25 protein-coding genes are annotated in these 25390 nt (G+C 66.4%); 14 read left to right on the top strand and 11 right to left on the bottom strand.

The genetic code is table 11. The features are described from left to right. Positions 1-36: 36 nt before the first annotated feature. Positions 37-726: a phosphoglycolate phosphatase gene (gph, locus tag AC1DNE_RS10420; RefSeq protein ID WP_441468526.1), complete on the bottom strand. Its 690-nt coding sequence runs from the start codon at positions 724-726 to the stop codon at positions 37-39. 198 nt (positions 727-924) lie between these two features. On the opposite strand from gph, the gene AC1DNE_RS10425 reads away from it, so the two are divergent. The 4 genes from AC1DNE_RS10425 (at position 925) to AC1DNE_RS10440 (ending at position 3941) form a co-directional block, all read left to right on the top strand. Beyond that, positions 925-1278 carry a hypothetical protein gene (locus AC1DNE_RS10425; protein ID WP_441468957.1) on the top strand — a complete coding sequence of 118 codons (354 nt, stop codon included), beginning with the start codon at positions 925-927 and terminating at the stop codon, positions 1276-1278. A gap of 109 nt (positions 1279-1387) precedes the next feature. Continuing rightward, positions 1388-2089 carry a ribose-5-phosphate isomerase RpiA gene (gene rpiA, locus AC1DNE_RS10430; RefSeq protein ID WP_441468525.1) on the top strand — a complete coding sequence of 234 codons (702 nt, stop codon included), beginning with the start codon at positions 1388-1390 and terminating at the stop codon, positions 2087-2089. 116 nt (positions 2090-2205) lie between these two features. Then, positions 2206-2703, top strand: coding sequence for a DUF2059 domain-containing protein (locus AC1DNE_RS10435; protein WP_441468524.1), 498 nt, complete (start codon positions 2206-2208; stop codon positions 2701-2703). Positions 2704-2897: 194 nt separating this feature from the next. After that, positions 2898-3941: an SDR family oxidoreductase gene (locus AC1DNE_RS10440; protein ID WP_441468523.1), complete on the top strand. Its 1044-nt coding sequence runs from the start codon at positions 2898-2900 to the stop codon at positions 3939-3941. Here AC1DNE_RS10440 and AC1DNE_RS10445 read toward each other — a convergent pair. The 3 genes from AC1DNE_RS10445 to AC1DNE_RS10455 form a co-directional block, all read right to left on the bottom strand. Further along, the gene (locus tag AC1DNE_RS10445; RefSeq protein ID WP_441468522.1) at positions 3922-5421 is read right to left on the bottom strand and encodes a tripartite tricarboxylate transporter permease; all 1500 of its coding nucleotides are present in this window, start codon (positions 5419-5421) and stop codon (positions 3922-3924) included. The two genes, AC1DNE_RS10440 and AC1DNE_RS10445, sit on opposite strands and share 20 nt — an antisense overlap. A gap of 14 nt (positions 5422-5435) precedes the next feature. Beyond that, entirely contained in the window at positions 5436-5915 is a 480-nt protein-coding gene (locus AC1DNE_RS10450; RefSeq protein WP_441468521.1) for a tripartite tricarboxylate transporter TctB family protein, read from the bottom strand. 99 nt (positions 5916-6014) lie between these two features. After that, a complete protein-coding gene (locus tag AC1DNE_RS10455; protein ID WP_441468520.1) occupies positions 6015-6980 on the bottom strand; it encodes a Bug family tripartite tricarboxylate transporter substrate binding protein in 966 nt (321 codons plus the stop codon). A gap of 222 nt (positions 6981-7202) precedes the next feature. Between AC1DNE_RS10455 and AC1DNE_RS10460 the strand changes: the two genes are divergently transcribed. The 3 genes from AC1DNE_RS10460 (at position 7203) to AC1DNE_RS10470 (ending at position 11462) form a co-directional block, all read left to right on the top strand. Continuing rightward, on the top strand, positions 7203-8465 hold the full coding sequence (locus AC1DNE_RS10460; protein WP_441468519.1) for an O-antigen ligase family protein: 1263 nt from the start codon (positions 7203-7205) through the stop codon (positions 8463-8465). Beyond that, positions 8458-9828 (top strand): glutathione-disulfide reductase, encoded by a 1371-nt coding sequence (gene gor / locus AC1DNE_RS10465; RefSeq protein ID WP_441468518.1) that lies wholly within the window; start codon positions 8458-8460, stop codon positions 9826-9828. Before AC1DNE_RS10460 ends, gor begins: the two co-directional genes overlap by 8 nt. A gap of 248 nt (positions 9829-10076) precedes the next feature. Continuing rightward, on the top strand, positions 10077-11462 hold the full coding sequence (locus AC1DNE_RS10470) for a class II 3-deoxy-7-phosphoheptulonate synthase (protein ID WP_441468517.1): 1386 nt from the start codon (positions 10077-10079) through the stop codon (positions 11460-11462). An 83-nt stretch (positions 11463-11545) separates the two neighbouring features. Here the strand turns inward: AC1DNE_RS10470 and AC1DNE_RS10475 are convergent, their stop codons facing one another. Further along, positions 11546-12415, bottom strand: a complete 870-nt coding sequence (locus AC1DNE_RS10475) for an outer membrane protein (RefSeq protein WP_441468516.1) — start codon at positions 12413-12415, stop codon at positions 11546-11548. Between the two features lie 152 nt (positions 12416-12567). Here AC1DNE_RS10475 and gltX point away from each other — a divergent pair, with 152 nt between their 5' ends. After that, entirely contained in the window at positions 12568-13908 is a 1341-nt protein-coding gene (gene gltX, locus AC1DNE_RS10480; protein ID WP_441468515.1) for a glutamate--tRNA ligase, read from the top strand. 169 nt (positions 13909-14077) lie between these two features. Here gltX and AC1DNE_RS10485 read toward each other — a convergent pair whose 3' ends face one another. Beyond that, positions 14078-15400, bottom strand: coding sequence for an MFS transporter (locus AC1DNE_RS10485; protein ID WP_441468514.1), 1323 nt, complete (start codon positions 15398-15400; stop codon positions 14078-14080). Between the two features lie 191 nt (positions 15401-15591). Then, a complete protein-coding gene (locus AC1DNE_RS10490) occupies positions 15592-16761 on the bottom strand; it encodes a DUF2865 domain-containing protein (RefSeq protein ID WP_476765940.1) in 1170 nt (389 codons plus the stop codon). A gap of 260 nt (positions 16762-17021) precedes the next feature. Here AC1DNE_RS10490 and AC1DNE_RS10495 point away from each other — a divergent pair, with 260 nt between their 5' ends. After that, positions 17022-17972 (top strand): phosphoribosylaminoimidazolesuccinocarboxamide synthase, encoded by a 951-nt coding sequence (locus AC1DNE_RS10495; RefSeq protein ID WP_476765941.1) that lies wholly within the window; start codon positions 17022-17024, stop codon positions 17970-17972. 151 nt (positions 17973-18123) lie between these two features. On the opposite strand, the gene AC1DNE_RS10500 is transcribed toward AC1DNE_RS10495, so the two are convergent. Further along, positions 18124-18621 carry a MarR family winged helix-turn-helix transcriptional regulator gene (locus tag AC1DNE_RS10500; RefSeq protein WP_441468511.1) on the bottom strand — a complete coding sequence of 166 codons (498 nt, stop codon included), beginning with the start codon at positions 18619-18621 and terminating at the stop codon, positions 18124-18126. A 19-nt stretch (positions 18622-18640) separates the two neighbouring features. Next, a complete protein-coding gene (locus AC1DNE_RS10505; RefSeq protein WP_441468510.1) occupies positions 18641-19726 on the bottom strand; it encodes a TRAP transporter substrate-binding protein in 1086 nt (361 codons plus the stop codon). A gap of 62 nt (positions 19727-19788) precedes the next feature. Between AC1DNE_RS10505 and AC1DNE_RS10510 the strand changes: the two genes are divergently transcribed. The 3 genes from AC1DNE_RS10510 (at position 19789) to AC1DNE_RS10520 (ending at position 22012) form a co-directional block, all read left to right on the top strand. Continuing rightward, positions 19789-20799 carry a fumarylacetoacetate hydrolase family protein gene (locus AC1DNE_RS10510; RefSeq protein WP_476765942.1) on the top strand — a complete coding sequence of 337 codons (1011 nt, stop codon included), beginning with the start codon at positions 19789-19791 and terminating at the stop codon, positions 20797-20799. Between the two features lie 8 nt (positions 20800-20807). After that, on the top strand, positions 20808-21386 hold the full coding sequence (locus AC1DNE_RS10515) for a DinB family protein (protein WP_476765943.1): 579 nt from the start codon (positions 20808-20810) through the stop codon (positions 21384-21386). Positions 21387-21478: 92 nt separating this feature from the next. Continuing rightward, positions 21479-22012 carry a hypothetical protein gene (locus AC1DNE_RS10520; protein WP_476765944.1) on the top strand — a complete coding sequence of 178 codons (534 nt, stop codon included), beginning with the start codon at positions 21479-21481 and terminating at the stop codon, positions 22010-22012. Here AC1DNE_RS10520 and AC1DNE_RS10525 read toward each other — a convergent pair. Continuing rightward, positions 21993-22544: a GNAT family N-acetyltransferase gene (locus AC1DNE_RS10525; RefSeq protein WP_476765945.1), complete on the bottom strand. Its 552-nt coding sequence runs from the start codon at positions 22542-22544 to the stop codon at positions 21993-21995. The two genes, AC1DNE_RS10520 and AC1DNE_RS10525, sit on opposite strands and share 20 nt — an antisense overlap. Before the next feature lie 106 nt (positions 22545-22650). Between AC1DNE_RS10525 and AC1DNE_RS10530 the strand changes: the two genes are divergently transcribed. Continuing rightward, positions 22651-23166, top strand: coding sequence for a CreA family protein (locus AC1DNE_RS10530; RefSeq protein ID WP_476765946.1), 516 nt, complete (start codon positions 22651-22653; stop codon positions 23164-23166). A gap of 12 nt (positions 23167-23178) precedes the next feature. Here the strand turns inward: AC1DNE_RS10530 and AC1DNE_RS10535 are convergent, their stop codons facing one another. Further along, on the bottom strand, positions 23179-23508 hold the full coding sequence (locus tag AC1DNE_RS10535; RefSeq protein WP_441468504.1) for a hypothetical protein: 330 nt from the start codon (positions 23506-23508) through the stop codon (positions 23179-23181). 321 nt (positions 23509-23829) lie between these two features. Between AC1DNE_RS10535 and cysS the strand changes: the two genes are divergently transcribed. Beyond that, positions 23830-25344 (top strand): cysteine--tRNA ligase, encoded by a 1515-nt coding sequence (gene cysS / locus AC1DNE_RS10540; protein WP_476765947.1) that lies wholly within the window; start codon positions 23830-23832, stop codon positions 25342-25344. Positions 25345-25390 lie beyond the last annotated feature (46 nt).

Raw genomic sequence — 25390 nt, forward strand, 5'->3', positions numbered from 1 at the left:
GGACCGGCCTTCTCCTAGTCGGCGCGCTTCACGCCGTCAAGGACGTGCCGGCACCAGATTGAGCGCACGATCCACAGCATTCGGCAGCTCGTCGAAGTGCTGAATGATGAAATTCGGCTCCAGTGTCTCGATCGGCACGTCGGTATAGCCGAAGGGCACACAGATAGACGGGATGCCCGCCGCGCGCGCCGTCGCTATGTCGGTGCGGGAATCGCCGATCATCACGGCGCGCGAAGCGTCGGCCTTCGCCGCCTCGATGGTCATCGTGAGATGGCGCGGATCGGGCTTGAACCAGGGGAAGCTGTCGCGCCCCGCCACGGCGGCGAAGCGTTTGGCGATGTCGAAATGGTCGAGGATCAGGCGCGTGTGCAGGATCGGCTTGTTGGTGCAGACGGCGAGCGCGTAGCCCTCGTCGGTCAGTGCATCGAGCGCGCCCAGCACGCCGTCGAAAAGATGGCTGTGGGAGGCGACGTCGTCGGCGTAGATCGCGAGAAAATCCTCGAAGAGCCGCTCCAGGGTTTCAGCATCGAGCGGCTGGCCCGATACCTTGAATCCGCGTTCGATCAGGGCGCGCGCGCCCGCGCCGACGAGCTCGCGTGCCCGGTCCAACGGCAATGCGGGCAGGCCTTCGCGCACCAGGATGACGTTCAGAACCCGCATGATATCCGGTGCGGTCTCGGCGAGCGTTCCGTCGAGATCGAAGACGACGATCGGGGGCAGGCTCATGGCGTGGCTTTCCGGGCAATGCGACAGACGACCGGCTTAAAGGGCTTCCCGCGCCGGCTGGCAAGTGCTTCGCCTTGGAAGGACAGTCGTCACCGCCTCCCCAAATTCGCCGCGCATGATGGTATCGTTCGCTCGATTCGTCGCCCCGCGGCAGGGAACCATGTCATGTCGAAGTTCATCGCAATCCGGCCCGGCGTGATGCGCCTGGGATTGGCAGCCTGCCTTTCGCTGTCGTGCGCGCTCCCGGCGCTCGCTGGGCCGTTCGAGTTCGCGCCTGCGCCGCAGACCGATCTCAACCGCGTCTACCGCATCGACAAGGCGACGGGAGAGGTCGGCGCCTGTCAGTTCCAGCTGAAGGAGGGCGGGGTCGGCCTCACTGTGTGCTTCCCGACGGGCGAGGGGGCCGGGCCTCAGGCGCCGAGCGACTACGGGCTGATGCCCTCGCGGCATGAGCGCGAAGGCGGCATCTTCCGCGTCAATATCCGCACCGGGGAGATGAGCATCTGCTACGTTTTCGACGACAAGACGGTGTGCACGCCGCAAGCGAAATGATGCCTGGCGAGCTGCGCGCGCTGGACATGGAGCGCGCGGCGCGGCAGGAGAGCGGCGCTATCTTCCGTGGGTAGCGGCCGGTCTCGATAACTCCATCCGGGCAAGTCCTATGAACGCCGATGATCTGAAAAAGCAGGCTGCCGCCCGCGCCCTCGAACTCGTGCGGCCGGGCATGCGGCTCGGTCTCGGAACCGGTTCCACCGCGAAGCACTTCGTCGATCTGCTCGGTAAGAAGGTCGCGTCCGGCTTCGAGGTGATCTGTGTCGCCACCTCCGAGGCAACGCAGGCGCAGGCCGTCTTCTTGGGCATTCCGATGTCGACTCTCGACGAGACGCCCGAGCTCGACCTGACGGTCGATGGCGCTGACGAGCTCGATCCGCAGATGCGCCTGATCAAGGGCGGCGGCGCGGCGCTGCTGCGCGAGAAGATCGTCGCCGCCGCTTCCGCCCGAATGATCGTCATCGCCGATGACGGCAAGCTGGTGCAGAAGCTCGGCCGCTTCCCGCTGCCGATCGAGGTCGTGCCTTTCGGGTTGGAGGCGACGCGCCGCGCGGTGGCTGAGGCCATCGCCGCTTCCGGCTCCGCCGGCAAGATCTCGCTGCGCCAGCGGGCCGACGGCTCTACGCTCGTCACCGATGGCGGCCATTTTATCCTCGACGCTCATCTGGGCGCCATAGAGCGGCCGGAATTATTGGCTCAGGCTCTGAACATGGTGCCAGGGGTCGTGGAGCACGGCCTGTTCATCGGTCTGGCGTCGGGAGCGATCCTCGCCGGTGCCGACGGGCTCAAGCTGCTCGGCAAGATCGAATGATTCCATTCCTGCGCGATCCACGCTAAGGAACGCGCGAAACAACGGTCGGCTCGGCAGGGCCGGCGACGCTGCCGGGCTGATCGGCGGCTCGTCAACGATGAAGGGGTTTTGACCGCATGATCCGCCATATTCTCGCCAGCCTGGCCCTCGGCCTCGCGCTGCTGGGCGCCGCTCCTGCCTTTGCCCAGGTGCCGACATTGACGCCGAGCCATCTCCAGGCGGCGCGCGAGGTCATGGAGCTGACCGGCGTCACGCAGAACATCAACAACATCTATCGCGAATTCGAAGAGAGCGCGAAGGGCTTCGTGGCGACCCGGCCGGAAATGGCGAAAGACACGGACGCCGTTCTTGGCGAGCTGAAGGCCGAGGCTGACAAGCGCTCCGAGGAGATGATCAAGACTTCTGCTGCGGTATTCGCCAGCAAGATGACGGAATCTGATCTGAAGGCGGTCGCCGGCTTCTTCAAGTCTGACGTCGGGCAGCGCTATACCAGCCTGCGTGCCAAGGCGATGGAAGAAATCTTTCCGCTTCTGCAGCCCTGGAGCGTGCAGACCAGCAACTATCTCTTCGATCGCTTCTCGCAAGAAATGCGCAAGCGCGGCCATACGCTCTGACGCTGCCGATCTGGTAACGCACAGCCATCGACGCCTCCCCTTCGCCGGAAGGGGAGGCGTTTTCATATGGCGCGCCAGTCAGCCGGGCCGGTGCCGCCGATGTCCTCCATCGGCGGTTCGCTGGCTCGCTGGTGTTTGCCCGAAGCCCGACCTATCTGCGTGGTCTCGCCGTTGCAGTTTTCGGAGCCCGGATCATGACCCGCGACCTCGTTTTGGTGACCGGAGGCTCCGGCTTCGTCGCCGGGCATTGCATCCTGAAGCTGCTTGCGGCGGGCTTCGATGTTCGCGCCACGCTGCGCTCCTCGGCGCGGGAAGGCCGCCTGAGGGAAGCCTTGAAAGGGGCGGGTGTCGATGCGGGCGAGCGCCTGCAGATCGCCGCCGCCGATCTGATGCAGGATGAAGGATGGGATGCGGCGATGACCGGCTGCTCCCATGTGCTGCATGTCGCATCGCCGCTGGCGTCAGCAGCCCCCAGGGACGAGGATGAGCTGATCCGTCCGGCGCGCGAAGGTACGTTGCGTGTTCTCCGCGCGGCTCGCCGCGCGGGAGTGAGGCGTGTTGTGCTGACCTCGTCCTTCGCGGCCATAGGTTATGGCCGCGCGCTGAAGCGGCCCTATGACGAGCGCGACTGGACCAATCCGGCCGCGCCGGGCCTCGCCGCCTATCCGAAGTCGAAGACACTGGCCGAGCTTGCCGCGTGGGATTTCGTCGACGGGGAAGGGCAGGGGCTCGAACTCGCCGTGGTCAATCCGGTCGGCGTCTTCGGCCCGCTGCTCGGGCCGGATCTTTCCGCCTCGATCCTGCTGGTGAAGACCATGCTGGAAGGAAGGCTCTGGGCGGTTCCGCGCCTGATGTTCGGTGTGGTCGATGTGCGCGACGTGGCCGACCTGCACTTGCGCGCCATGACCGACCCGGCTGCGGCGGGCGAGCGCTTTCTCGCGACCGCCGGGGATTTCATGACGATGCAGGCCATTGCCCAGGCGTTGAAGGACGGGCTCGGCGAGCGCGCGGGCGGCGTCTCGACCCGCGTATTGCCGGACTGGCTGGTGCGCCTCGCCGCGCGCTTCAGCGCCACGGCGCGTCAGGCGGCGACGCCGGAGCTCGGCCGCGTCAAGAACGCGACCAGCGCCAAGGCGCAGGCCATGCTGGGATGGCAGCCGCGGCCTGCCGCCGAGGCTCTCGTCGCGACCGGCGAGAGCCTGCTGCGGCTCGGCCTCGTCAGTCCTCCGAGGCCTTGAAGCGGTTCAGCCCCTTCATCGCGAATGGCGCTACCAGAGCGAGGAGGGCGATGCCGAGCAGTGTCGCCGAGATCGGATTTTCCAACAGGATCATCGGGTCGCCGAGGCTGATCTGCAAGGCACGGCGCAACTGCTGCTCCGCCATCGGCCCGAGGATGAGGCCAACCACCATCGGCGCGACCGGGTAGTCGTAGCGGCGCATCAGGTAGCCGAGGAAGCCGAAGACGAAGAGCATGGTCAGTTCGACCGCCGAGCCGTTGACCGCGAGCGTGCCCATCGTCGCGAAGACGAGGATGCCGGCATAGAGCCAGGGCTGCGGTATCGCGAGCAGCCGGACCCAGAGCCCGATCAGCGGCAGGTTCAGGATCACCAGCATGACGTTGGCGATGAACAGCGAGGCGATCAGGCCCCAGACCAGATCCGGCTTCTCGGCGAAGAGCAGCGGGCCGGGATTGAGACCGTATTGCTGGAAGCCGGCGAGCATGATCGCCGCCGTCGCCGAGGTCGGCAGGCCGAGCGTCAGTAGCGGCACCAGCGTGCCGGCGGCCGAGGCGTTGTTGGCTGCCTCCGGCCCGGCGACGCCCTCGATCGCGCCCTTGCCGAACTCGTCCGGGTATTTGCAGAGCTTCTTCTCGGTCGAGTAGCTCAAGAAGGTCGGGACTTCGGCGCCGCCGGCCGGCAAGGCGCCGATCGGGAAGCCGAAGGCGGTGCCGCGCAGCCATGGCGCCCATGACCGCTTCCAGTCCTCCTTCGTCATCCAGAGCGAGCCCTTGATAGGGATGATCTCTTCCGGCTCGCGGAAGCGCTTGGAGGCGACGTAGAAGGCCTCGCCCACGGCGAAGAGGCCGACCGCGAGCGTCGTCACTTCGACGCCGTTGAGCAGCTCCGGCACGCCGAAGGTCAGGCGCGCCTGGCCTGTCAGCTTGTCGATGCCGACCAGTCCCAGCGTAATGCCGAGAAACAAGCTGGTGAGACCGCGCAGCGGCGAGTCGCCGAAGGTCGCCGACACTGTGACGAAGGCGACGATCATCAGGGCGAAATAGTCCCAGGGACCGAACTTGACCGCGACCTCGACGAGCCAGGGCGCGAGGAAGGCGAGCCCGATCGTCGCGATCAGGCCGGCGACGAAGGAGCCGATCGCCGAAGTCGCAAGCGCGGGGCCGCCGCGGCCGGCCTTGGCCATCTTCGAGCCTTCGAGCGCGGTGGCGAGAGAGGCGCTTTCGCCCGGCGCATTGAGCAGGATCGCAGTGGTCGAGCCGCCATACATGCCGCCATAGTAGATGCCCGCGAACATGATCAGCGAGCCGGCAGGGTCGAGCTTGAAGGTGACCGGCAGCAGAAGCGCGACGGTCAGCGCCGGGCCGATACCGGGCAGAACGCCGACTGCGGTGCCGAGAAAGACGCCGATGAGGCAGAACAGCAGCTTGGAGGGCTCGAGGGCGACGCCGAAGCCGCTGATCAGCGAGAGCAAGGTATCCATCGTTCAGCCCCGGCTCAGAGGAAGAGTTGCTCGAGCGGTCCCGACGGCAGGATCAGCGTCAGGAGCTTCGCAAAGACAAGAAAGATGATCAGGCCGAGGACGAAGCCGATCGCCGCATCGACCAGCAGGGCCCGCCGCCCCATGCCGCGCGCGGTGCAGGCGAAGACGACCGAGATGGCGATGATGAAACCGCCGCCGAGCCCGATGCACGCGATCAGGAAGACGAGGCCGCCGGCGATCCACAAGAGGGCCTTGTTGTCGGCCGCCTCCGGCTCGGGCAGGCCTTCGCGGAAGGCGACGACGAAATGCGCCAGGCCGAGGATGACGAGGCCGACCATCACGACATAGGGCATGGCCGTCGGCCCGATGCCATAGGTGGAGGTAATGGTCTGCTGCGACGCGTCGTAGCCGACGAAAAAGGCGACGATCAGCAGCAGCACACCCACGATCAGGGCCGGCTTGTTGGCACCTTGCGTCCGAGTCTCGTTCGTCATGGCGTTCCCGCTATGCAGGCCGGCGCCTTCGCGGCGCTTCTGGCGGTGAGAAAAGGGGCCGGTTTCCCGGCCCCCGTGTTTTTGTCGGCTTTGCCCGGCTTACTTTACCAGGCCGACTTCGGTCATCACCTTCGAGACGCGTTCGATCTCGGCCTTCAGGAAGGTGTCGAAGGCAGCGCCGGCGAGGAAAGCGTCATCCCAGCCGCGGGCCTTGAGGATTTCCTGCCACTCCTTCGACTTGACCATCTTCTCGACGGTGTCGGTCAGCGCCTTGGTCTGATCGGCCGAGAGACCGGGAGGAGCCACGACCGAACGCCAGTTCAGCAGTTCGAGGTTGATGCCCTGCTCCTTCAGCGTCGGGGCGTCCGGCGCGTTCTCGAGGCGCTTGGGCGAGGAGACGGCGAGCACGCGCAGCTTGCCGGCCTTGATCTGGCCTTCGAACTCGCCATAGCCGGAGACGCCGGCAGTGACGCGCCCGCCGAGCATCGCGGCCAGTGCCTCGCCGCCGCCCGAGAACGGGATGTAGTTGATCTTCTTGGCGTCGGCGCCAACGGCCTGCGCGAACAGCGCGGCGAGGATGTGGTCGGTGCCACCGGCCGAGCCGCCAGCCCAGGTCACCTTGGCCGGATCGGCCTTCAGGCGCTCGGCCAGGTCCTTGGCGGTCTTGAGCGGGGATTCCGTCGGGACGACGATGACCTCGGCTTCGGCGGTGAGGCGGGCGATCGGCGTCACCTGCGTGAGATTGACCGGCGACTTGTTGAGCAGGATCGCGCCGACCATCACGAAGCCGTTGACCATCAGCTGGTGGCCGTCGCCCTTCGCGCCGATAAGCTGAGCGAGGCCGATGGTGCCGCCGGCGCCGGTGACGTTGTTGACCTGCACGCTCTTGACGATTCCGGCTGCGGTCAGCGCCTGCTGCATCGAGCGCGCGGTGCCGTCCCAGCCGCCGCCGGGCGCTGCAGGGGCCATGATCTTGAGTTCGGCGAGCTGGGCGAAGGCAGCCGTCGAGAGAGCGGCGAGAGCCACCGCGGTCAGGGCCGTACGCTTCAAGATAGATGTCAGCATGGATTTCCTCCGATTACGGCCCCCGCCGTGCTTTTTTGGGCAGTATCGGCTGTGACACCTTGCCACGCAGGGCGTCAATTGCGCCTGATTGAATAATGTCTTGACAATAATCGGCGTACTTCTCCGCGTTCGCTGCGGCTCTTGCTCCTTTAGTTCTACGACTCTGGCCGGCTTCCGGATAAGGCGCTGGCGACGTTTCCCGCGATCGCGTAAGCGCAATTCATGAGTCAGATGCGTTTCGCCGATCGCCACGAACATGCGCCCAGCTCCGGGAGGTTTCCGTCACGCCTGACCGTGATCGGCGCGGCGCTTATGGTGCTGATGCCGCTGGCGATGTGGCTTGCCAATCGCTCCGCCCCGCTCATGCTCGGCTTGGCCGTCATTCCCTTCATCGCCGCGGCCGTCGCTGCGGGCCAGGCGGGAGGCGTCGCCGCGCGCCTGCGGAGCCTGCTCGCGACACCGCTGGGACTGGCCCTGACCGCCTTCCTTGCCTGGGCGCTGATCTCGATTGCGTGGAGCCACAAGCCGGGCGCCTCCCTGCGCGCCTGGGCGGAGCTTGTTCTGCCCATCGCCTTCGCGTTTGCGATTGCCGCCTCGGGCCGGTTCAGGCCGCGGCCGGCGTGGCTGCGCGCGCTCGCATTCGCGCTGATCCTCGCCTGCCTGCTGTCGATCGTCGAACTGGCCTCGGGCCTCTCGCAGCGGGCTGCGCTGGGTGTCGGCAAGGTGATGACCTTCGTCTTCAACCGGCCCGCTATCACAGCGCTGACGCTGGCCGTTCCGACGATCCACGGTCTCTGGAATGCGCCGGCCGCACGCCGGTCCGACCGGATATTGGCGGTGATCCTTGGTTTGACCGTCGCCGCATTGGCGCTGCGCTCGGAGAGTGCGTCGGCGCGGCTGGGAGTCGCGGTGTGCGTTGTCACCTGGGCGTTGTCGGCCTGTTGGCCGCGCCTGACGCTGACGGCTGCCGGCCTGGCCTTCGTCCTCGCCATGGTGATGGCGCCGGTGCTCGGCATCGCCGCTCACAATTGGCTGCCCTCGATGATCCTGAACCGCTTCGCCGTGATGACCGGGCAGGCCCGCATCGATATCTGGCAGAGCTTCGGCGAGGTCGTGCGGGTGCGGCCGATCGCAGGCGCCGGCTTCGGGACCTCGGCCAGCATGGACCAGCACCCCGTGGCGGCCGAGGTGGCGCCGGAGCACAGGACGCTGCTGGGAGTCGGACATCCTCACGACATGCCGCTGCAGGCATGGGCCGAGACCGGGGTGATCGGAGCGGGCATTCTCCTGCTCGCGGGCTTGTTACTGCTCGTGCAACTGCGCCGGCTGCCGGCGCGGGAGATGGCGCCGCGCCTGGCGATGTTCGCCGCCGCTTTCGCAATTTCCGTCGTCGGGCACGGGGCCTGGCAGGGCTGGTGGATCGCCCTCCTGGGAGCCGGAATCCTCTGGTTCGGACCGGGACGCCAAGGAGAAGATCATGGCTGAATTCGACGTCGATCTCTTCGTCATCGGGGCGGGCTCCGGCGGCACGCGTGCTGCGCGCATCGCGGCCGGCCACGGCGCCCGTGTGATGATCGCGGAGGAGGACCGCATCGGCGGCACCTGCGTCATCCGCGGCTGCGTGCCGAAGAAGCTCTTCGTCTATGCCAGCCGCTTCACTGACGATTTCGAGGACGCAGCCGGCTTCGGCTGGACGCTTCCCGCAAAGCCGTCCTTCGACTGGCCGACGCTGCGCGACGCCGTGGCGAACGAGGTCACGCGCCTCTCCGGCCTCTATCGCAAGGGCCTTGACGGCGCGAAGGTCGAGATCCGTGAGGAGCGCGCCATCATCGAGGGGCCGCACAGCGTTCGGCTGGTCAAGAGCGGCCTGACTGTCACCGCCCGGCATATTCTCGTCGCGACGGGTGGTTGGCCGGCCTTCGACCCGCCGATCCCCGGCGGCGAGCTGGGCATCTCCTCCAACGAGGTCTTCCATCTTCCGACCTTGCCGAAGCGGCTTCTGGTCGTCGGCGGCGGCTATATCGCGCTCGAATTCGCCAGCCTCTTTGCCCGGCTCGGTGTTGCCGTGACGCTGCTCCACCGCGGCGACAATATCCTGCGCGGCTTCGACGAAGACATCCGCAATCGCCTGCGCGATGCGCTGGTCCATGCCGGCATCACCATGCGGCTCGGTTGCACCATCGAGCGCATCGAGGAATTGGCGGACGGCGCCCGTCGCGCCCATTGCGCACATGGCGCGCCGATCGACGCCGATGTCATTCTGGTCGCGACCGGCCGGCGGCCGAACACGAAAGGCCTGGGGCTGGAGCGGGCTGGAGTGGAGCTCGGCCCGCTCGGCGAGATCGCCGTTGATGCAGCTTCAGCCAGCACCGTTCCGTCGATCCATGCGGTCGGGGATGTCACCAACCGCGTCAACCTGACCCCGGTCGCCATCCGGGAAGGGCATGCCTTCGCCGACAGCACCTTCGGCAATCGCTCCTGGACAGTGGATCACGCCACGGTCGCCTCAGCGGTCTTCACCACGCCTGAGATCGGCACGGTCGGCCTGTCGGAGAACCAGGCGATTGCCGCCGGCCATGAGGTGCGCATCTTCGAATCCGGCTTCCGCCCGATGAAGGCGACCATCTCCGGGCGGCATGAGCGCACCTATATGAAGCTCGTCGTCGATGCGGCGACCGACAAGGTTCTGGGCGTCCATATCCTCGGACATGATGCTGGCGAGATTATCCAGGCCGTTGCCATCGCCGTGACGATGGGGGCGACCAAGGCGGATTTCGACCGCACTGTCGCGTTGCATCCGAGCGCCGCCGAGGAACTCGTGACGATGCGCACACCGCGGGCGGTTTAGCGTCGCGGGGAGGGCCGCTTCCGTCGCGGCAGACCCGATCTGCGAAGCAGCCGTGCAGCCGCCCGCGAAGGGCGGCATCCCGCTGACATGAGGCGGCTTTCCGGCTCTCGTTTTGATATGCCGAAACCCGCGGCCGTGACGACGTCGCCGACTGGTGGCTATTCTCGTGCCTTGGGTGTATAGCCGCCCCTTCGCGCTACCAAGAGGTTAACAACGCGCGATCTCGAAGGTCAGGAGCAAGTAGTCCCATGTCCGAGCGGTGGACGCCAGAGAGCTGGAGAGCCAAGCCCGCCCAGCAGATTCCGGATTATCCGGACCAGGCAGCCTTGAAGGCGGTCGAGCAGCAGCTCGCCGGCTTTCCGCCGCTCGTTTTTGCAGGCGAGGCGCGCAAGCTCAAACGGGCGTTGGGCAAGGTTGCGGCCGGTGAGGCCTTCCTCCTGCAGGGCGGCGACTGCGCCGAGAGCTTCGCCGAGCATTCGGCGGACAACATCCGCGATTTCTTCCGGCTGTTCCTGCAGATGGCGGTGGTGCTGACTTTCGCCGGTGGCTCGCCGGTGGTGAAGGTCGGGCGCATCGCCGGCCAGTTCGCCAAGCCGCGTTCGGCGCCGACGGAGAAGGAAGGCGGCGTCGAGCTTCCCAGCTACAAGGGCGACATCGTCAATGACATCGCCTTCACGGCCGAGGCGCGCATCCCCGATCCGCGCCGCCAGCTCGAGGCCTACCGCCAGTCGGCAGCCACGCTGAACCTGATCCGCGCCTTCGCGACCGGCGGCTACGCCAATCTCGACAACGCGCATCGCTGGATGCTCGGCTTCGTCAAGGATAGCCCGCAGTCGCATCGCTATCAGGAGGTTGCTGAGCGCATCACCGAGGCGCTCGACTTCATGCGCGCGATCGGCATCGACCCGGAGACCCATCCGGAGATGCGCACGACCGATTTCTACACCAGCCACGAGGCGTTGCTGCTCGGCTACGAGCAGGCGATGACCCGCACCGACTCGACGACCGGCGAGTGGTACGACACCTCCGGCCACATGGTCTGGATCGGCGATCGCACGCGCCAGCTCGACCATGCCCATGTCGAGTTCTTCCGCGGCATCAAGAACCCGATCGGCCTGAAATGCGGTCCCTCGACCACGGTCGACGGCCTGCTCAGGCTGATCGAGGTGCTCGACCCGCAGAACCAGCCGGGCCGCCTGACGCTGATCGCCCGCTTCGGTGCCGACAAGGTCTTCGACAACCTGCCGGCTCTGGTGCGCGCGACCAAGCGCGAAGGGCGCAACGTTGTCTGGTCCTGCGATCCGATGCACGGCAACACGGTCAAGGCGGCGAGCGGCTACAAGACCCGGCCTTTCGACCTGATCATGACCGAGGTGAAGAACTTCTTCGCCGTCCATCAGGCCGAGGGCACCCATGCCGGCGGCCTGCATCTGGAGATGACCGGCAAGAACGTCACCGAATGCACCGGCGGCGCGCGCGGCATGACCGACGCCGATCTCAACGACCGCTACCACACGGTCTGCGATCCCCGCCTCAATGCCGAGCAGGCGCTGGAACTGGCCTTCCTCGTCGCCGAGCTCGTCAAGCGCGAGCGGGCAGGGCGGACCCGGCCCGAGGTCGAGGCGGCCGAGTAAGGCTGGGCCGGATCGGCTGACCAAACAAAAAGGCCGGGACGTTTCGTCCCGGCCTTTTTTTGTTGCTGCGACTTGTGGTGTCGTCAGAACTTGACGCCGACCGCGGCCCGCGCGGTGTTGACCGTCGTCGTCGTGCCCTCGACATCCGCGAAGCGGATGAGCTGGTATTCGCCACGCAGGAAGATGTTGTCCGCCAGCGCCCAGTCCAGACCGCCGCCGACCGAAAGGCCAAAGCCGTAGACGTTCTTCTTGGTGGCGCCGACGGTAAGAGGATAGCCGCTCGCGACGACATTGTTCTCCAGAGCACCGGTGACCGGATTCGTCCGCGTGAAGCGCCAAGTCGCGTCGACCGTGGAGGTGGTGTTGAAGCGCCCGACCGCGCCGCCGATCGTCGCGAAGGGCATGAAGTTGCCGAAGGCCCAGCCCATGCGAAGCCGCGCTGTGCCGTAATCGTCGAGCTTGGCGCCTTGGTTGGTCGTCAGAGAGTAATCGTTGACGGTGCCGTTCGAGGTGACAGCGCGGCGAGCGATGAAGTCGTCGATCTGATAGCTATGCCCGGAGCGGGTGTAATCCGCCTCCAAGCCGAGAATGACGTCGCCGAAGGCCCAATTGTAACCGACGAAGCCGAAATAGGTCGCGCCGCTGTCGCGCTTTTCGGGAAGATTGTTGACCAGTGCCCCCATATCGTATTCGGCGCCGAGTAGCGTGTTCCGGAAGGCGAAGCGGGCGAGATCCTGCAACCCGGTGCCGGGCTCGAACTTCGTGTCGGAGACGCCGGCGCCGCCACCGAAGTAGAAGCCGGACCAGTTGATGCCACGGTCGATGGTCGGCGGTTCCGGAGCCTCGATGACCTGCGAGCCGCGCAGGTAATCCGCCGCGAGGGCAGGGACGGCGAGAAGGCTTGCCGCGAGGGCTGTGGCCGCGAGCGCTGGCCCGATGGAACGGATACGCATCCTGATCTCCCCGAGCAGCCGTCCGGCTCCACCCGTTTCGCCCTGCTCGAAGACAATTCATGCCTTGGTAACCCTAATGTGGGGTTAACGGTGCGGAAGCGGCGTCAAAGACGCGATTGTCGGGCGCCCGCAAAAGCGCCATAAGCCGCGTCATGACCTCGCCCCTGGTTCGCTTCGCGCCGTCGCCCACCGGCTATCTCCATATCGGCAACGCCCGGCCGGCGCTGTTCAACTGGCTCTTCGCCCGCCGCCACGGCGGCCGCTTCCTGCTGCGCTACGACGACACCGACATCGCCCGCTCGAAGCCGGAATATGCGCAGGCCATTGCCGAGGATCTCGGCTGGCTTGGCATCGTGCCCGATCTCGTCATCAAGCAATCGGAGCGGCTTGCGATCTATGATGCCGCGGCCGAGCGCCTGCGCCAGGCGGGGCGGCTCTACGCCTGCTACGAGACCGCCGACGAGCTCGACCGGCGCCGCAAGCGCCAGCTCGCCCGCGGCCTGCCCCCGATCTACGATCGTGCTGCATTGAAGCTTACGTCCGAGCAAAAGGCGGCCTTCGAGGCGGAGGGGCGCACGCCGCACTGGCGGTTCCTGCTGGAGCCGCGCGAGGTCAACTGGGACGATCTCGTGCGTGGCGCTTCGCATGTCGATTGCGCCTCGCTCTCCGACCCGGTGCTGGTGCGGGAGGACGGCAGCTATCTCTATACCCTGCCGTCGGTTGTCGACGATATCGAGACCGGGGTGACCCATGTCATCCGTGGCGAGGACCACGTCACGAATACGGCGGTGCAGGCGCAGATCTTCGAGGCGCTAGGCGCGAGCTTGCCGGCTTTCGGCCACCACAACCTGCTGACCACCGCGAGCGGCGAGGGGCTTTCCAAGCGCCTCGGCCATCTTTCCCTGCGCGGCCTGCGCGACAGCGGCGTCGAGGCGCTGGCGGTCGCGGCGCTGGCGACGATGGTCGGCACATCCGATGCAGTGCGTCCGGTTGCCAGCCTCGACGAACTCGCGGGCTTGGTCGAGCTTGCCCATGTCTCGCGGGCGCCGGCCAAGTTCGACGAGCACGAGCTGGCGGCGCTGAGCGCCCGCACGCTTCATCAATTTCCGTTCGCGGCCGTCGCGGGCCGACTCTCGGCGCTCGGCATCGGCGGAGGCGAGCCCTTCTGGCTGGCGGTGCGGGGAAACCTCGCGAAGCTGGATGAGGCGGCCTTGTGGTGGCAGGTCGTTCAGGGACCGGCCGTGCCCGTGATCGCGGATCAGTCCTTTGCGGCTGCGGCGGCCGATCTGCTGCCGCAGGAGCCCTTCGACGCCACGACCTGGAAGAGCTGGACGCAGGCCGTCTCGGCAGCGACCGGCGCCAGGGGCAAGGCACTGTTCATGCCGCTGCGGCAGGCGCTGACGGGTCTGGATCACGGCCCGGAACTGGCGGCGCTGCTGCCGCTGATCGGGCGTGAGAAGGCGCTGAAGCGACTGGCCGGCGAGAGCGCCTGAACGATCCCCTCTCCGCTGCGGGAGAGGGCCAGGGTGAGCGGTCTCGCGGCGCCGGTCGCGAACCGATTGCCGAACTATCTAGGCGTGGCCCCTCATCCGTCGGCGTTTCGAGCCGCCACCTTCTCCCGCAAGGGGAGAAGGTGTGTGGGGCGACCGGGCAGCCCGCTGCTCACTCGTGCCGCTCCATCGCCGAGGCGTGCTTGGTGTCGCGCATGGTCGAATAGACCAGGAACGACAGGAAGATGACGCCGGCGAGGTAGTAGTAGAACCACTCCTCATGGCCCTGCTGCTTGAAGAACAGGGCGATGGCCGGCGCCGTGCCGCCGAAGACCGAGACCGTGACCGCATAGGGCACGGCGACGCCTGTGGCGCGGATCGCGGTCGGGAACAGCTCCGCCTTCACGACGGCATTGATCGAGGTGTAGCCGGCGGTGAAGATCCAGGCGCCGCAGATCAGCAGGAAAGCCATCCACGCCGATTTCGTGCCGGCGAGCGTCGTCAGGATCGGCACGGTCAGGAGCGTGCCGGCGAGGCCGAAGAACATCAGCATCGGCTTGCGGCCGATCTTGTCCGAGATCAGGCCGTAGATCGGCTGCAGGATCGCCGCGAAGATCAGCGAGCCCGCGATGACATAGGTCGTCACGATGTCGGAGAGCCCGACCGTCTGTCTGACGAAGGTCTGCATATAGGTGGTGAAGGTGTAGAAGGCGGCGGTTCCGCCGGCGGTGAGGCCGACCACGATCGCAACCTCGCGCGGATACTTCATCAGGCCCTTGAGCGAGCTCTCGCGCTTCATCGTGCCTTTGGCCGCCTCAAAGGCTTCGGTCTCCTGCATATGCCGCCGCATGAACATCGCGGTGATGGCGAGGAACGCGCCGATGACGAAGGGGATGCGCCAACCCCAGGCGACGAGCTGCTCATGCGTCAGGAAGACATTCTGGAGCAGCAGCAGCACCAGGATGGCGGTGAGCTGGCCGCCGATCAGCGTGACGTACTGGAAGCTCGAATAGAAGCCGCGATGCTCGGGATCGGCGATCTCGGTGAGATAGGTGGCGCTCGCGCCATACTCGCCGCCGAGGCTCAGCCCCTCGATGATGCGCGCCAGCGCCAGCAGGGCAGGGGCCGCGAAGCCGATCGTGGCATAGGTCGGCGTCAGCGCGATGATCAGCGAGCCGAAGCACATCATCACCACCGACAGCGTCAGCGACAGCCGCCGCCCGTAGCGATCCGCCAGATGCCCAAACAGCCAGCCGCCGACCGGCCGCACGATGAAGCCCGCGGCGAACAGGGTCGCGGCGTTCAATTGCTGGACGACCGGATCGTGCGAGGGGAAGAAATGTGGCGCGAAATACAGCGCGAAGGCGGTGTAGGCGTAGAAATCGTACCACTCGACGAGGTTACCGACGGAGCCGATGAAGATCGCCTTGAGGCGCCGCCTGGCGTCGTCGAGTTCGATCGGATGAGGGTGCGGGGTGGTCGTCGTATCGGACATGGCGGCCTGCTGAGGCTGGGGAGCGTCAGAGGGCGAGCGCGCGGCCTGGTAGGCCGTGGAGGCGGTCTGGCGGGCCTCCCGGAGGGCGGCTGGGCGGCCTCTTTATGCGTCGGTTTTTGGCATGCGTCCAGCGGCCGGCGCGCTGAGTTTCCGCCAGCCCATCTGCGCATGATGCATGGAACTTTGCCGGATCAAGGCCGAACGAGCTGCGGGCTCAGATTGGGCGCGAGATTGGGGGCGACGATCCGAACGGAGCGGCGTTCGCCGGTCACGCTGCGCGACTCGCTCTTCAAGCCATCCTTCTTGTCGAGCACCTGCTCGCCGACGATGTCGGGGCCGACGCCGGCCGACTCGGTGCCTGAGGTCGGCGAATTCTCGGACGGCATCGGCTTATCATCCGCGGCCTCGGGTGCATTGGCCGGCGCTCCAGGCACCGGCTGTTGCACGGCGCTCCGCCGCTTGGCCTCGGCTTTCGGATCGAGCTTCGGGCGCGAGAGCTCGGCCGCGCGCTGCTCGGTGAGGATGACGTCGCCCTTGCGCTTGTCGAGCAGATACTCGGCGTTCTTGAGCGCCGCCGACCAGCTCTCGCCCTGGCCACGGCAGGTGCAGGCTGCATCGAAGCTGCGCGTGTACTTCAGCGCGTTCGGCAGGGAGGAATAAGGCTGCCCGGTCGAGCGTGAGGCGGCATTCTGAACGTCGCCGCCAGCACTCATGCCGTAAGCGAGCGTTTCGACGCCCGGGCAGAGCGCCTGGCACATCTCGTCGGGATTGCCGGTGTTATTGCTCAGCGGGAAGAAGAAGCCGTCGCAGGTTCTCACGCAGACGGTCTGCGGGCCGCCAAGACGCGGCTTCGCCGGTTCCGTGGATTGCTCCGGGTCGAGCTCCGGCATCGTCGAATCGACCTCGCCGCGGCGCGGCTCCAGCCCGAAGATCGTCTCGAAGAAGCCGCGCGGCTGCGCCCGGCAATTGTTGTTGATCGCGGCGGCGAGCTGGGCGCGACGCTGCTCGACCCCGCCGCCCTGGGCCTGCCGCTGCAGCGCCGTATATTGCGACTGCAACTGGCCGAGTTGGGCGCGGATCGCGCCGCATTGCGGCGGGCCCGAATCGAAAATGCCGAAGGTGCGCTCGCAGCCCATCGCGCGATATTGCCCGTTGAGCTGCGAAAGCTGGGCGCCGACACGTTCGGCCGCCTGGGCAGCACGCGGGTCGCCGCCGCTGCGACCTTGTAGGGTTTCAAGTTCCGAGCGCCAGGCGTCGCAGGAAGGCGATTGCGCCGCGGCAGGCCCGCTGAGAGCTGCCAGCGCCAGCAGCGCCATGCCAAAACGTCTGGAAAGTCGCAGGATCATCGCAGGTCGGGTCACGCCATCCATTGTCGAAAGCCGGTTGCCGGCTCCGTCCAACAACACCCGCCAAACACGACGGAACTATGGAGCGGCCCGCGCCGGTGCGCCGCGGACCTGGCTCCCGCTGGACGCTTCGCATGCCATATTCGGGCCGTTGCAGCAATCCGGGGAAGCGCGCGCCGCCGCGGTGGTGGAAAACGCGCGCTTTCGCTAGAAGGGCTGCCTGAATGGCGCTCCGGCGCCTCTCCGCGCGCTCCGTCAAAGAGGCAAGCTCCGCCATGTCCGATTATCTGCCTCTTCACGAAGCCGTCATCCCGGAGCTGCCGAACTACTACCGCGGCAAGGTCCGCGAGAACTACGATCTGCCGGACGGCCGGCGCATCCTGATCTCGACCGACCGGCTCTCCGCCTTCGACCGCGCGATCGCCTCGATCCCCCTGAAGGGGCAGGTGCTGACGCAGACGGCGCGCTACTGGTTCGAGCAGACCGCCGACATCTGCCCCAACCATGTGCTGGAATATCCCGACCCCAACGTCGTGGTCGGCAAGCGCCTCGAGATCCTGCCGGTCGAGATCGTCGTGCGCGGCTATCTGGCCGGAACGACCGGCACATCGGTCCTGACGCTCTACAAGCAGGGTCAGCGCGACATGTACGGCATCACCCTGCCGGACGGCCTGCGCGACAATCAGGAACTGCCGCAGGCGATCATCACGCCGACGAGCAAGGCTTTCGACGGCGGCCATGACGAGCCGCTGTCGCAGCGCCAGATCGTCGAGGGCGGACTGCTGACGCAGGAGCAGTGGGACACCGTGTCCGGCTATGCGCTCGCGCTCTTCGCACGTGGACAGAAGCTCGCCCGCGAGCGCGGCCTCATCCTCGCCGACACCAAATACGAGTTCGGCACCGACGCCGAGGGGCGCATCTTCCTCGCCGACGAGATCCACACGCCGGATTCGAGCCGCTACTGGTTCGCGGAGAGCTACCCGGTACGCTTCGCTGCCGGCGACAAGCCGGAATCCTTCGACAAGGACTTCGTGCGCAACTGGGTGGTCGCCCGCTGCGACCCCTATAAGGAGGCGCTGCCGCCGATCCCGCAGGAGCTCATCGACCAGACCTCGGCGGTCTATGTCCGCGCCTTCGAGACGATCACGGGCAGCGTCTTCGCCTATCCACCGAAGGGCGAGGACCCGCTGCCGCGGATCAGGCGCAATCTGGCGCGGTATTTCTAGGCGGATATTAACCCAGCCCTCATCCTGAGGAGCCGCGAAGCGGCGTCTCGAAGGATGGTCCAGGGCACGACAGAACCGTCTGGAGCATCCTTCGAGACGCGCTTCTGCGAAGCGCTCCTCAGGATGAGGGCTGAGTGCTTGAAATCTGCGCTTAAGCCCCGTCCTCGTCCCGATAATTTCCGGCGAGATGGCGCCCGCGCTCGGTCAGTGTCGAGAGCACGCGCTCGAACACCTTGAGTTCGTCGGGGGCGATGCCCTCGACCCAGCGCGCCTCGAAGCCCAGCGCCAGCGGCACGATCTGGTCGTAGATGCGCTTGCCGGCGGCGGTCAGCGTCACGAAGGACTCGCGCCGATCCTGCCGGTTCTCGGAGCGCGAGACGAGGCCGCGCTTCTCCAGCTCGCCGACCGCGCGCGAGACCTTGGTCTTGTGCATCTGGGCGAGCTCGCCGATGTCGCGCGAGGTCAGCTTGCCGAACTCACCGAGCTGCGCCACCACGCGCCATTCCGGGATGCCGATCCCGAAATGCTCGCCATAGATGCGCCCGAGGGCGCGGCCGCCCAGCGTGCCCACGACGTTGAGGCGGTAGGGCAGGAAGCGCTCCAGATGGAGCGCCTTGGTCTCGGGATCGGCGGGCGGTTTCGTCGTCATGGCGGTGAACAGGCGCGCCTCAGCGCGCCTTCAGCCTGTTCATGAAGGAATCGTAGGACAGCTCCGCGACCTGCCACCAGAGCAGGTTCTCGCCGCGGAAGGCGACCATCGAGTCGTAGCCTTTCTTGAAGTCCGGGCTCTTGGCTCCGGTCTCGGCATAGTACTCCTCGGCCGCCTTGAGAGCTGCTTCCATGACCGGCAGCGGAAAGGCCTTGAGTTGCGCGCCCTGCGCCACCAGCCGGCGCAGGCCGCCCGGGTTCACGAAGTCATATTTCGCCAGCATCCAGTTGTTCGCGGCTTCGCAGGCATTCTGGACGATGGCCTGATAGTGTTTCGGCAGCTTGGCCCAGGCGTCCTTGCCGATGATGAGGTGCAGCATCGCGCCGCCCTCCCACCAGCCGGGGTAGTAGTAGTATTTCGCGACGCGGATGAAGCCGAGCTTCTCGTCGTCATAGGGGCCGACGAATTCGGCCGCGTCGATCGTGCCGCGCTCCAGCGCCGGGTAGACGTCGCCCGGTGCGATCTGCGTCGGGACGACGCCGAGCTTGGCCAGCACCGCGCCGCCCATGCCGCCGATGCGGAACTTCAGGCCCTTGAGGTCGTCGAGGCCGCCGAGTTCCTTGCGGAAGAATCCGCCCATCTGGCAGCCGGAGTTGCCGCAGGGGATGGAATAGGCGTTGAAGCGGTCGAGAACGCCGTTCACGATCTGCTCGCCGCCGCCGAAATACCACCAGCTATGCTGCTGGCGGGCATTGAGGCCGAAGGGAATGCCGGTGCCGAGCCCGAGCGTCGGGTCCTTGCCGATGTAGAAATAGGTCGGCGAATGCGCGCATTCGACCGTGCCGGAAGAAACGGCATCGAGCGCCTGCAGGCCGGGAACGATCTCGCCGGGCGCGAAGACCTGGATGTCGAACTTGCCGTCCGTCGCCTCGGATACGTATTTCGAGAACTGCTGCGCCGTGCCGAAGATGGTGTCGAGCGACTTCGGGAAGCTGGACGTCAGGCGCCATTTCACCTCGGGCTGCGACTGCGCGATCGCCGGCATCGCGACGGTCGTCGCGGCGGCGGCGAGGGCCCCCGTTTTCAAAAAGCTGCGACGTTCCATATGGTCTCCTCCCGAAGGCTTGTTGCGTCCTTATTGGCGCGTCCGCGAAGGAATGAAAAGAGATGAAGCTTGCCTCTCTCTCGCATGGCCGTGATGGCCGCCTCGTCATCGTCTCGCGGGACCTGACGCGGGCGACCGACGCCTTCCCCGTCGTCGCGACCCTGCAGGCCGCGCTGGACGACTGGCAGCGGCTCGCGCCGCGCCTGGCCGATCTCGCCGAGGGGCTGGAGCACGGCTCGGTGCCGTCCTTCCGCTTCCACGAGCATGACTGTGCCGCGCCGCTGCCGCGCGCCTATCAGTGGCTCGACGGCTCTGCCTATGTGAACCATGTCGACCTCGTCCGGAAGGCGAGGGGGGCTGCGATGCCGGAAAGCTTCTGGACCGATCCGCTGATGTACCAGGGCGGCAGCGATGCGCCGCTCGGTCCGCGCCAGCCGGTGCTTGCGCGCAGCGAGGAGGACGGCATCGATTTCGAGGCCGAGGTCGCGGTCGTCACCGACGACGTGCCGATGGGGGCGAGCCGGGAGGAAGCGCTCGCCCGGATTCGCCTCGTCATGCTCGCAAACGACGTGAGCTTGCGGAATCGGATTCCGAGCGAGTTGGCGAAAGGCTTTGGATTCGTTCAGTCAAAACCGTCTTCGGCCTTCTCGCCGGTCGCCGTCACGCCTGACGAACTCGGCACGGCCTGGCGGGACGGAAAGCTTCATCTGCCGCTACTGGCGCTGGTCAATGGCAGCCTCTTCGGCAAGCCCGACACGGGAGTCGACATGACCTTCGACTTCGGCACGCTCGTCGCCCACGCCGCCGCCACGCGCCGGCTCTCGGCCGGCACGATCGTCGGCTCCGGCACGATCTCGAATCGCGATGCCGGCGGCGGCCCGGGCCGGCCGGTAGCGGAAGGTGGCCTGGGCTATGCCTGCATCGCCGAGCAGAGAATGGTGGAGACGATCCTCCGGGGCGAACCGAAGACGCCTTTCCTGCGTTTCGGCGACGCGGTCCGCATCGAGATGAAGGACGCCGCCGGGCATTCCATCTTCGGCGCGATCGAACAGGAGATCCTGCCTCATGCCTGAGCCGAGCGATGTCTGAGAGCGCGGGCCGCCGGGGGGCGCTCAGCGCCCATTTCCGCAAGATGGCGCACAACAACGCCTGGGCGAACTGGCGGCTGCTTTCGGCCTGCATGCGACTCGACGACACCGCCTTCAAGGCGACGCGCACGAGCTTCTTCCCCTCGCTGCATGAAACGCTGAACCACAACCTGATGGTCGATCTCTACTACATCGACGCGCTCGAACGCGGCGGGCTCGGCCGGCAGGTGTTCGAGCGCTTCCGGCCCTTTGAAGCGCCCGCGCTGTTCCATGCGCAGAGCGCCACCGATCGCCGCCTGATCGCGGTCTGTGACGGGCTGTCGGATGCCGCCCTCGATGCCACCGTCACCACCGATCGCGGCAAGCATGGCGCGATCGAGGAGCGCATCGACGATCTGCTGGCGCATCTCTTCCAGCACCAGATCCACCATCGCGGCCAGGCCCATGCGATGCTGGCCGGGACAGACATCGCGCCACCCCAGCTCGACGAATATTTCCTGCTCTACGATTCCCAGCAGACGCGCGTCGAGCTATGCCGCCTCGACCTGCTGCCGCCGGAAGAGCTGCTTTGAGCAGGGAAGGGGTTTGCCGTGCTTGGCGGCAGCCCGCGCGCCGGATAACCTGACGAAGAAGCGCCGATGCCTGCCGCGAGAAACGAGCCGCCATGATCGAGACCGTGCCGTTCTATTCGACCATCGTCCCGCTCGCCTTCTTCGTCTGGGGGCCGGTGCTGGTGGTGGTGCTGTTCTGGGCGGTCGGCTTCTGGTCGAGCCGGCAGGGTGTACCGCGGATGCTGGAGAGCGATTGGGACGGCTACAACGTCGCCGATGTCGAGAAGCTGTTCTCGCTCTATGGCGAGCAGACGCGGGCGCGCTATCGCAACCGCGTGCTGCCGGCCGACGTCGCCTGTGCCTTCACCTATGCGATCGTCGGCGCGCTGCTGATCGCCGGCCTCGCGATGCGCGGACAGCCCTGGTGGGTGGCGGTGCTTTGCGGCGGCGGCTGGTTCCTCGGCGGACTCTGCGATGTCGCCGAGAATTTCGCGGTGGCCCGCTTGCTCGATCGCTATCCGCAGGTCGATGCCGGCAACGTCGCCTTCGCCAGCATGATGACGCGGCTGAAGCTCGTGTTGTTCGCGCTCGGCGTTGTCGGCGCGCTCGCCGCCGCCTATCTCGTCTTCAAGCCTCTGGCTGGGTGAGACTGCGCCACGCGGCGCGTCCGAGCCATAGCCGCGCCGCCCGCACCGGCGGATCGCCGATCAGGATGCGGGGGTCGGTCGGTGCGGCCTCGAAGCCCAGCTGCTCGGCCAGACGCAACGAGGCAGCGTTGAGCGGATGAGTCGTGATGCCGACCATGGGGAAGCCGAGCGTGCCGAAACCGTAGTCGAGCAGGCGGGCAGCGGCTTCGCCGGCATAGCCCTTGCCCCAGTGCCGGACCTCTAAGCGATAGCTGATCTGCACGTCGTCCACGGCATCTCCGTCGGGAATGAGCCCGACATAACCGATGAACTCCGTCGGAGCCTTCTTGGTGAAGATCGACCAGTAGCCCAGCCCGTACGCGACATGGTTGAAGCTGCGCGCGGCGACGGCATCGCGCCCCATCGCCGGGTCGCCGACGGGTGCGATGTGGCGCATCACCTGCGGGTCGGCGTTCAGCCGCACGATGGCGTCGAGATCGTCTAGCCTGCGCGGGCGCAGCACCAATCTCTCGCTTTCCAGTTCCGGTAGCACGCAGCGATCCTCTTCCCGGCGGTTGCACTGCAAAACTCTGGTGCAGCGGCCGCATGCTTCCCATATCCTGCCGGGCGCCGAGCTGAAACGCGCCGGGAGAATGGGAATGCTGCTTCGTCATGGGGTTCTGGCTGCGCTGGCCGTCACTCTGGCAGGAACGACGCTGTCACCGGCGGTGGCACAAGAGGATCTGATCTTCCGCAAGTCGACGGTCTGGAAGATGCTGACCCCGAACGACAAGCTCGCCGTCTACGGCGTCGACGATCCCATCGTCGAGGGTGTCGCCTGCCACTATACGGTGCCCGAGAAGGGCGGCGTCTCCGGCATGTTCGGTGTGGCCGAGGAGGTCTCGGAGGTCTCGCTCGCCTGCCGCCAGGTCGGCCCGATCAAGTTCAAGGAGAAGGCGGAGCAGGGCGATGTCGTCTTCCGCGAGCGTCGCTCGCTGGTCTGGAAGAAGATGCAGATCGTGCGCGGCTGCGACGCCAAGCGCAATGTGCTGGTCTATCTGGTCTACACCGACAAGCTGATCGACGGCTCGCCCCAGAATTCGACCTCGACCGTGCCGATCATGCCCTGGGGGGCGTCCGGCGAGCCGCCGAAATGCTCGGAATGGATTCGGTGACCGGTGCGAAGATCAGTCGCTGCAGGTGATGCTCAGCGGCTGCTCGGCCACCTGCGCCGGGCTCGGCCGGGCGACGGTGCCGGTGAAATCGGCGCGATCGGCCACGCCGAAGGCGACGGCTTTGCCGAAGCCCTGGGATTCGCACCAGGCGTTCGCGACGATCTTGCCGCACTCGGCCTTCGTCGAGATGCAGTCGGCGACGCCATAGCCGTCGCTGGCCGGGATCAGGAAGGTGCGCGGCTCGTTCGCGGCAGCGTTCGAACGGCTGGTCGGCATGATCGAGAGCGAGATGCCGGCGGCGACGATCCCGAGCAGTCCGACGAAAGCCACGGCGCGGCGCATGAAATCTGATTCCTGATGAAGACGGGCGGAGAACCCGTGAATCGGGAGGATGGTTCCGGCCGGTTAAATTTGCGTGAATTGCGGCCGAAATGTTGCGGCGCAACAAACAGGGCGCCCTCTTGACGCAAGCCCTGTGGACAGGCAATCACTTTCCGTCATGACGCGAGCCGCCATCAACAGCCCTTGCATTATTTGCCGCTAGCTTTCGCTGGCCGGCTGCTCACGTCCTCGTCCTGAAAACGAACCGACAAAAGCGCCCCGGCCAGCGGCCCGGTCGTTTTTCGTATTCCGCCGTTTCGTTCGTTCCAGGATTTAGCCCCGATGTCGCCGACCCTGAGGCTCTACAACACGCTGACGCGGACGAAGCAGGCCTTCGCGCCGATCGATCCGTCGAATGTCCGCATGTATGTCTGCGGGCCGACGGTCTACGACTACGCCCATATCGGCAATGCCCGCCCGGTCATCGTCTTCGACGTGCTCTACCGGCTGCTGCGCCACGTTTACGGCGCCGATCACGTCACCTATGCCCGTAACCTCACGGATGTCGACGACAAGATCAACGCCCGCGCGGCGCGTGACTTCCCGGGCCTGCCGCTGAACCAGGCGATCGCGAAGGTCACTGAGACCACGACGGCGCAGTTCCACCATGATGTGGATGCTCTCGGCAATCTGAGGCCCAACGAGGAGCCGCGCGCCACCGACCACATCGAGGAGATGAAGGCGATCATCGAGCGCCTGATCGCGCGCGGCGTCGCCTATGTCGCCGAGGATCATGTGCTCTTCCATGTCCCGGCCGTCGCGCATCTCACGAAGGCGCCGAAATACGGCACGCTCGCCCGTCGCTCGCTCGACGAGATGCTGGCCGGCGCGCGCGTCGATGTCGCGCCCTATAAGCGCGACGCGATGGATTTCGTGCTGTGGAAGCCGAGCCGGGAGGGCATCGATCCCGGCTGGCCGTCGCCGGCCGGCATCGCCACGCCCGGCCGCCCCGGCTGGCATATCGAGTGCTCGGCCATGTCGATGGCGAAGCTGCTGACGCCGTTCGGCGGCGGCCTTGCCTGCGACGACCCGGCCAAGAACGTTTTCGACATCCATGGCGGCGGCATCGACCTCGTCTTCCCGCACCACGAGAACGAGATCGCCCAATCCTGCTGCGCCTTCGGCGGCGGCGAGGGCACGCCGACGATGGCCAACATCTGGATGCATAACGGCTTCCTGCAGGTCGAAGGCGAGAAGATGTCGAAATCGCTCGGCAACTTCGTCACGATCCATGAGCTGCTGGAGACTGACGCGTTCGGCGGCCGCAAATGGCCGGGCGAAGTGCTTCGGCTCGCGATGCTGAAGACGCACTACCGCCAGCCGATCGACTGGACGGTGAAGGCGCTGGAGGAGGCGGAGCGTAAGTTGCGCCAATGGGTAGCGCAGATCGAGTTCAACGAAATTTCGGAGGATCAGATCGCTCTGCCGCCGGAATTCGTCGAAGCGCTTGCGGATGATCTGAATTTTGCCGAGGCAATGAAAGCAATCGAGGGGGCGCTCAAGGATGGAACTGGCCAGCGCACTCTTGTCGCGATGCTGGAACTGATCGGGATCGATATCTGGAAATTCGCTCGCGAAGAGGCAGAGCGAAACACCGCAGCCCTGCGCGCAGAGGAAGAAGCTGCTGGAGTGGACGTCGAGGTGCTGATCGCCGCTCGCCTCGACGCCCGCCGCGCCAGGAACTTCGCCGAGTCCGACCGCATCCGCGACGAGCTCGCTGCGATGGGCATTGCGCTCAAGGATGGCAAGGACCCCGCCACGGGCGAACCGACGACCAGCTGGGAGGTGAAGCGATGACCCCGAAGATCCGCCCTGCCGGCTCGCTCTCCCTCGCCATCAAGCT

It is taken from the genome of Allobosea sp. 05L423 (assembly GCF_056397745.1).

What these genes read in the sequence shown, in the direction of transcription:
- AC1DNE_RS10530 (WP_476765946.1), top strand. Translation starts at nt 22,651, where the DNA reads ATGCTGCTTCGTCATGGGGTTCTGGCTGCGCTGGCCGTCACTCTGGCA.
- AC1DNE_RS10450 (WP_441468521.1), bottom strand. Translation starts at nt 5,915, where the DNA reads ATGACGAACGAGACTCGGACGCAAGGTGCCAACAAGCCGGCCCTGATC.
- AC1DNE_RS10470 (WP_441468517.1), top strand. Translation starts at nt 10,077, where the DNA reads ATGTCCGAGCGGTGGACGCCAGAGAGCTGGAGAGCCAAGCCCGCCCAG.
- AC1DNE_RS10455 (WP_441468520.1), bottom strand. Translation starts at nt 6,980, where the DNA reads ATGCTGACATCTATCTTGAAGCGTACGGCCCTGACCGCGGTGGCTCTC.
- AC1DNE_RS10495 (WP_476765941.1), top strand. Translation starts at nt 17,022, where the DNA reads ATGTCCGATTATCTGCCTCTTCACGAAGCCGTCATCCCGGAGCTGCCG.
- AC1DNE_RS10445 (WP_441468522.1), bottom strand. Translation starts at nt 5,421, where the DNA reads ATGGATACCTTGCTCTCGCTGATCAGCGGCTTCGGCGTCGCCCTCGAG.
- AC1DNE_RS10475 (WP_441468516.1), bottom strand. Translation starts at nt 12,415, where the DNA reads ATGCGTATCCGTTCCATCGGGCCAGCGCTCGCGGCCACAGCCCTCGCG.
- AC1DNE_RS10520 (WP_476765944.1), top strand. Translation starts at nt 21,479, where the DNA reads ATGATCGAGACCGTGCCGTTCTATTCGACCATCGTCCCGCTCGCCTTC.
- AC1DNE_RS10510 (WP_476765942.1), top strand. Translation starts at nt 19,789, where the DNA reads ATGAAGCTTGCCTCTCTCTCGCATGGCCGTGATGGCCGCCTCGTCATC.
- AC1DNE_RS10500 (WP_441468511.1), bottom strand. Translation starts at nt 18,621, where the DNA reads ATGACGACGAAACCGCCCGCCGATCCCGAGACCAAGGCGCTCCATCTG.
- AC1DNE_RS10440 (WP_441468523.1), top strand. Translation starts at nt 2,898, where the DNA reads ATGACCCGCGACCTCGTTTTGGTGACCGGAGGCTCCGGCTTCGTCGCC.
- gor (WP_441468518.1), top strand. Translation starts at nt 8,458, where the DNA reads ATGGCTGAATTCGACGTCGATCTCTTCGTCATCGGGGCGGGCTCCGGC.
- gph (WP_441468526.1), bottom strand. Translation starts at nt 726, where the DNA reads ATGAGCCTGCCCCCGATCGTCGTCTTCGATCTCGACGGAACGCTCGCC.
- rpiA (WP_441468525.1), top strand. Translation starts at nt 1,388, where the DNA reads ATGAACGCCGATGATCTGAAAAAGCAGGCTGCCGCCCGCGCCCTCGAA.
- AC1DNE_RS10435 (WP_441468524.1), top strand. Translation starts at nt 2,206, where the DNA reads ATGATCCGCCATATTCTCGCCAGCCTGGCCCTCGGCCTCGCGCTGCTG.
- cysS (WP_476765947.1), top strand. Translation starts at nt 23,830, where the DNA reads ATGTCGCCGACCCTGAGGCTCTACAACACGCTGACGCGGACGAAGCAG.
- AC1DNE_RS10535 (WP_441468504.1), bottom strand. Translation starts at nt 23,508, where the DNA reads ATGCGCCGCGCCGTGGCTTTCGTCGGACTGCTCGGGATCGTCGCCGCC.
- AC1DNE_RS10515 (WP_476765943.1), top strand. Translation starts at nt 20,808, where the DNA reads ATGTCTGAGAGCGCGGGCCGCCGGGGGGCGCTCAGCGCCCATTTCCGC.
- AC1DNE_RS10505 (WP_441468510.1), bottom strand. Translation starts at nt 19,726, where the DNA reads ATGGAACGTCGCAGCTTTTTGAAAACGGGGGCCCTCGCCGCCGCCGCG.
- AC1DNE_RS10425 (WP_441468957.1), top strand. Translation starts at nt 925, where the DNA reads ATGCGCCTGGGATTGGCAGCCTGCCTTTCGCTGTCGTGCGCGCTCCCG.
- AC1DNE_RS10485 (WP_441468514.1), bottom strand. Translation starts at nt 15,400, where the DNA reads ATGTCCGATACGACGACCACCCCGCACCCTCATCCGATCGAACTCGAC.
- gltX (WP_441468515.1), top strand. Translation starts at nt 12,568, where the DNA reads ATGACCTCGCCCCTGGTTCGCTTCGCGCCGTCGCCCACCGGCTATCTC.
- AC1DNE_RS10460 (WP_441468519.1), top strand. Translation starts at nt 7,203, where the DNA reads ATGAGTCAGATGCGTTTCGCCGATCGCCACGAACATGCGCCCAGCTCC.